We start from the raw sequence: 3,981 nt of genomic DNA on the forward strand, positions 1-3,981 counted from the left end.
CGTGGCGCTGTGGCTGCATGACCGGCCCGAGGTGCGCCGCGTGCTGCATCCCGCGCTTCCGTCCTGCCCGGGGCATGAGAACTGGAAGCGCGATTTCCGTGGCGCGTCGTCCCTGTTTGGCGTCGTGTTCGATCCCGCGTTCGACGAGGCGGACATGACCGCGATGATCGACAGCCTGACCCTGTTCGGCATCGGGGCGTCGTGGGGGGGGTATGAAAGCCTTGTGCTGCCCACAACGGGCAGTATCTCGCGCTCATGCGCCTCGGTCACGCAGGGCGGGCCGGCCTGCCGTTTTCATATCGGGCTGGAATCAGGTGACAGCCTGGTGGCCGATCTGGAGCGCGGGCTTGGGCGTATGGCTGCCGCCCGTGACAGGCGTGCCGGAGCCTGACGTAGATCAAGGCCGCCCAAGGGCGGGAATGGGACACGTAGTGTTGAAGAGATACCCGGCCCCCGGTTTCTCCCCTGGCGGGGTGTCCGGGTGGGCGGGGAACGACAGCCCTGTGTTGCAGGGCGATGATACTGGAACTGAAGGTGCAAGATGGCTGGAAAGATGAAGCGGCGGTGGTGCGGGAATTCGGCAAGCCGCTGACGATTGAGGAACTCGATATTCCGCAGATCAGGCCGAACCAGATTCTGGTCAAGGTCGATGCCTGCGGCGTCTGCCATACCGACCTGCACGCCGCGCGTGGTGACTGGCCCTCCAAGCCCAACCCGCCCTTTATTCCCGGGCATGAGGGAATCGGCCATGTGGTTGAGGTCGGCTCCAATGTCAGTTGGGTCAAGACGGGCGACGTGGTGGGCGTGCCGTGGCTGTACTCCGCCTGCGGGCATTGCGAACACTGCCTGGGCGGGTGGGAGACGCTGTGCGCGAAGCAGGAGGACACCGGCTATTCCGTGAATGGCTGCTTTGCCGAATATGTGGTGGCCGACCCGAATTATGTCGCGCACCTGCCCAAGGACATTGACCCCATCCGCACGGCCCCGGTGCTGTGCGCGGGGCTGACGGTGTACAAGGGCCTCAAGATGACCGATACGCGCGCGGGGGAATGGGTGGCCATTTCCGGCGCGGGCGGACTGGGGCAGATGGCCATCCAGTACGCCGTGGCCATGGGACTGAACGTGGCCGCCGTTGATATTAGCGAAGACAAGCTGGATGAAGCGCGCAAGCTGGGCGCGCGCGTGACCGTGAACGCGCTCAAGGAAGACCCCGTCGCCTACATCCAGAAGCAGACCGGCGGCACGCATGGCGTGCTGGTGACCGCCGTGTCCGACAAGGCGTTCAGCCAGGCCATCGGCTTTGCGCGCCGTGGCGGGACCGTGGTGCTGAACGGCCTGCCGCCGGGGGATTTCCCGCTGTCGATCTTTGACATGGTGATGAACGGCACCACCGTGCGCGGGTCGATTGTCGGCACCCGGCTCGACATGATCGAGGCGCTGTCCTTCTTCACCGACGGCAAGGTCTCGACCGTGGTCAGCACCGACAAGCTGGAAAACATCAACACCATTTTCGACAATCTCGAACATGGGCATGTGCATGGCCGCGTCGTGCTGGACTTCCGCAACGGGGCATGAGGCAACCCCGGCCCCCTTGTGGCGTTCTGTTTCAGGTTACGGCATGGCGGCCTGTCCGTCATGTCGCTCTCATGAACAGAGGACGGGTACGGATATCATGAAAAAAACGGTGATTCTGGCGGGGCTATGTGCGGTCGGTCTGAACATGGCGATGCTGACACCGGTCTTGGCCGATCCATGTGACGGTGTAACCGACCATGCGGAATGCGAGGTGCGCCTCAAGGCCCATGAAACCGGGCGCGCCACCAGCGAAAAAGCCCACGAAGCAGGTGAAAAGACCGATCAGGCCGCCGGTAGCGCCAAGAACTGGGGCGACAGGACCGGCAGGAAGCTGGACAAATGGGGGCACGAGACAAAAGGCGACATGAGCCAGTTCTTTACCGGCCACCGTTAGGACGCCGTTTCAGATCATCTGCAAAAAAAGGGAGGCACAGCGCGTGCCTCCCTTTTTTCATGTCATGACCGGAGCGGATCAGGAATGATGGTGATCCGCCGATTCATGTTCCCGCCAGCCGCTTTCGATCGCGTGCAGGAAGGTCTTGAAATGCTTCTTCACCTCATCGGGCGAAGCCTTTTCCATGACTTCCTTTTTCGCGGCGGTCAGGATCGCGGCGGCGTGGATGAGGGCGGCATGGATGGTGTCGTTGGGTTCACGGCTCATGTCATGATCTCCTGATTAAATCTGCGCGCCACGATGGAAGATGCACCCTGTCATGACAACCGGGCGGCCTGCATGCCTGCCGCTCCCTCATCGCCCTTGATTTTGGACCGGCGCGGCACGGGTGCGCGCCGCTCAGGGCACTGACCGGACAGAGGATGCCCCCATGGCCCGTGCGAAGCACGCGGTCAGCATGCTGTGCGGGTCCGGGTTGATCCCGACGAATATGATGTCCTTGCGTACATAAAGCAGTTTGTGCCGTGGCCCCATGGTTACGCGCGGCAGCACCACGGGCTGGTCCCGCGCCACCTGCGCGCGCGTGCTGGCCACCCAGTCATGGCTTATGCGGGCCAGACGGGTCAGGTCGGGAATGACAATGGCCATATGCATGGCGGTCAGCCCCACGCAGGAGACGGCCAGCACCGCCCGGAAGGCCGGGTTCAGCGGGCATGAAAACAGCAGGCAGGCCAGATAGCAGGCCAGCAGCACGCTGGCGGGATAGGACACCCGCGCCGCCATGGCCGCACGCGGGAACATGAGCAGGAACACCATGTAGATCAGGGCCAGCGCCGCGAACACCCAGCCATGGCCCGCCCGCAGGCAGCGCGGCAGGGAAAGCCGCCGCCGGCCCATGAACAGGCCCGTCCCGATCACCAGCACGAAGGGAATCCAGAATGGATCGAACAGGCTGCCGGTATTGCCCAGCAGGCCATCCAGCCGGTCGGGCAGGGGGCTGGGAGGCAGGGTACGCGCGCGTACGTAATTGCCCGGCGCCAGCCCCAGCATCACCATGCCCGCGCCATGGCTGCACAGCAGCGCCCACGGAATGGGGCGCGCGTGTTTCCATGCCAGTACGCAGCTTCCCAGCAGGATCAGCGCAAGCAGCGCGGAGAGGGGTTCAAGAAACGTCGCGATCAGGAAAACAGCGATGTATTGCGCCGCATTCATGTGCGTGCGGTGCGAGAGAACGCGCGCCAGCACCCACATTTCCCCCGCTACGGGCCACAGATAGCCAATGGCGCCGGTTTTCCATAGCGCGACCTCGCCAATCGTGCGGGGCAGCCACCACAGCATGAGAAACACCAGCAGGCACTGCGCCAGTCCCGTGCGGGTATCGGGCGTGGGCGCGTCGCCCACGGCGTTGCGGCACATATGCAGCACCACATGCACCAGAAAGGCGAAGACCGCCGTATTCACCACCGCGAAGACGATCAGGGAGCCATAATGATGCAGGTCGAGAAACAGGAAGGTGATGAGCGTGGTGAACCACCGCCCGGTCCAGAAATTGTAATTGCCCCATACGATGCGCAGGATGGTGCCGATATGGGGCGGCATGGTCCGGCAGTAATCATCCGCCCAGAGCGGGGTGATCAGGTTGGCCCACAGCAGGAAAGCCGAACACAGCGCCAGGCCCGGCCATTCTCCGGGCATGAAGCGGGGGGCGGCGATACGCGGGGATGGTTCATGGAATGCTTGGCCCCTTCCGGTCCGGTTCTCGCCATACCATGCCCGCGCCCAGACGGAAAAAATAATGCGTCCCGATCCATCCGCTGGCGGGGTTGTGTCATGGATGGGAGGCTGTAGCATCGTCTATGACATGAGCCTGAGCCGATATACCGGCCCGGCATGGCGCCGCAGACCCAGGGGATCAGAGTAACGTGTTACAGCCTGCGACTTCATCCGCCTCCCTTAAGGATGCGCCCGCCAGCGCGACCGCCCCTGCCGCCCGGAACGGGCAGGTGGTCCGC

General features: G+C 63.7%; 4 protein-coding genes and 1 pseudogene. 3 read left to right on the forward strand and 2 right to left on the reverse strand.

Going from position 1 to position 3,981, the window contains the following annotated elements; all coding sequences use genetic code 11:
• The 3 genes and pseudogenes from JCM25156_RS23440 to JCM25156_RS10470 form a co-directional block, all read left to right on the forward strand.
• The coding region (locus tag JCM25156_RS23440; protein ID WP_034959319.1) for a PLP-dependent transferase at positions 1–391 on the forward strand (391 nt) is incomplete at its 5' end.
• A 150-nt stretch (positions 392–541) separates the two neighbouring features.
• Positions 542–1,575, forward strand: a pseudogene (gene adhP / locus JCM25156_RS10465) (alcohol dehydrogenase AdhP).
• 97 nt (positions 1,576–1,672) lie between these two features.
• The gene (locus tag JCM25156_RS10470; protein WP_025813043.1) at positions 1,673–1,969 is read left to right on the forward strand and encodes a hypothetical protein; all 297 of its coding nucleotides are present in this window, start codon (positions 1,673–1,675) and stop codon (positions 1,967–1,969) included.
• A gap of 78 nt (positions 1,970–2,047) precedes the next feature.
• Here the strand turns inward: JCM25156_RS10470 and JCM25156_RS10475 are convergent, their stop codons facing one another.
• Both JCM25156_RS10475 and JCM25156_RS10480 read right to left on the reverse strand, forming a co-directional pair.
• Positions 2,048–2,236: a hypothetical protein gene (locus JCM25156_RS10475; protein WP_025813044.1), complete on the reverse strand. Its 189-nt coding sequence runs from the start codon at positions 2,234–2,236 to the stop codon at positions 2,048–2,050.
• 132 nt (positions 2,237–2,368) lie between these two features.
• Positions 2,369–3,664, reverse strand: coding sequence for a DUF6056 family protein (locus JCM25156_RS10480; RefSeq protein ID WP_034959321.1), 1,296 nt, complete (start codon positions 3,662–3,664; stop codon positions 2,369–2,371).
• Positions 3,665–3,981 lie beyond the last annotated feature (317 nt).

This window comes from Komagataeibacter kakiaceti JCM 25156 (assembly GCF_000613305.1).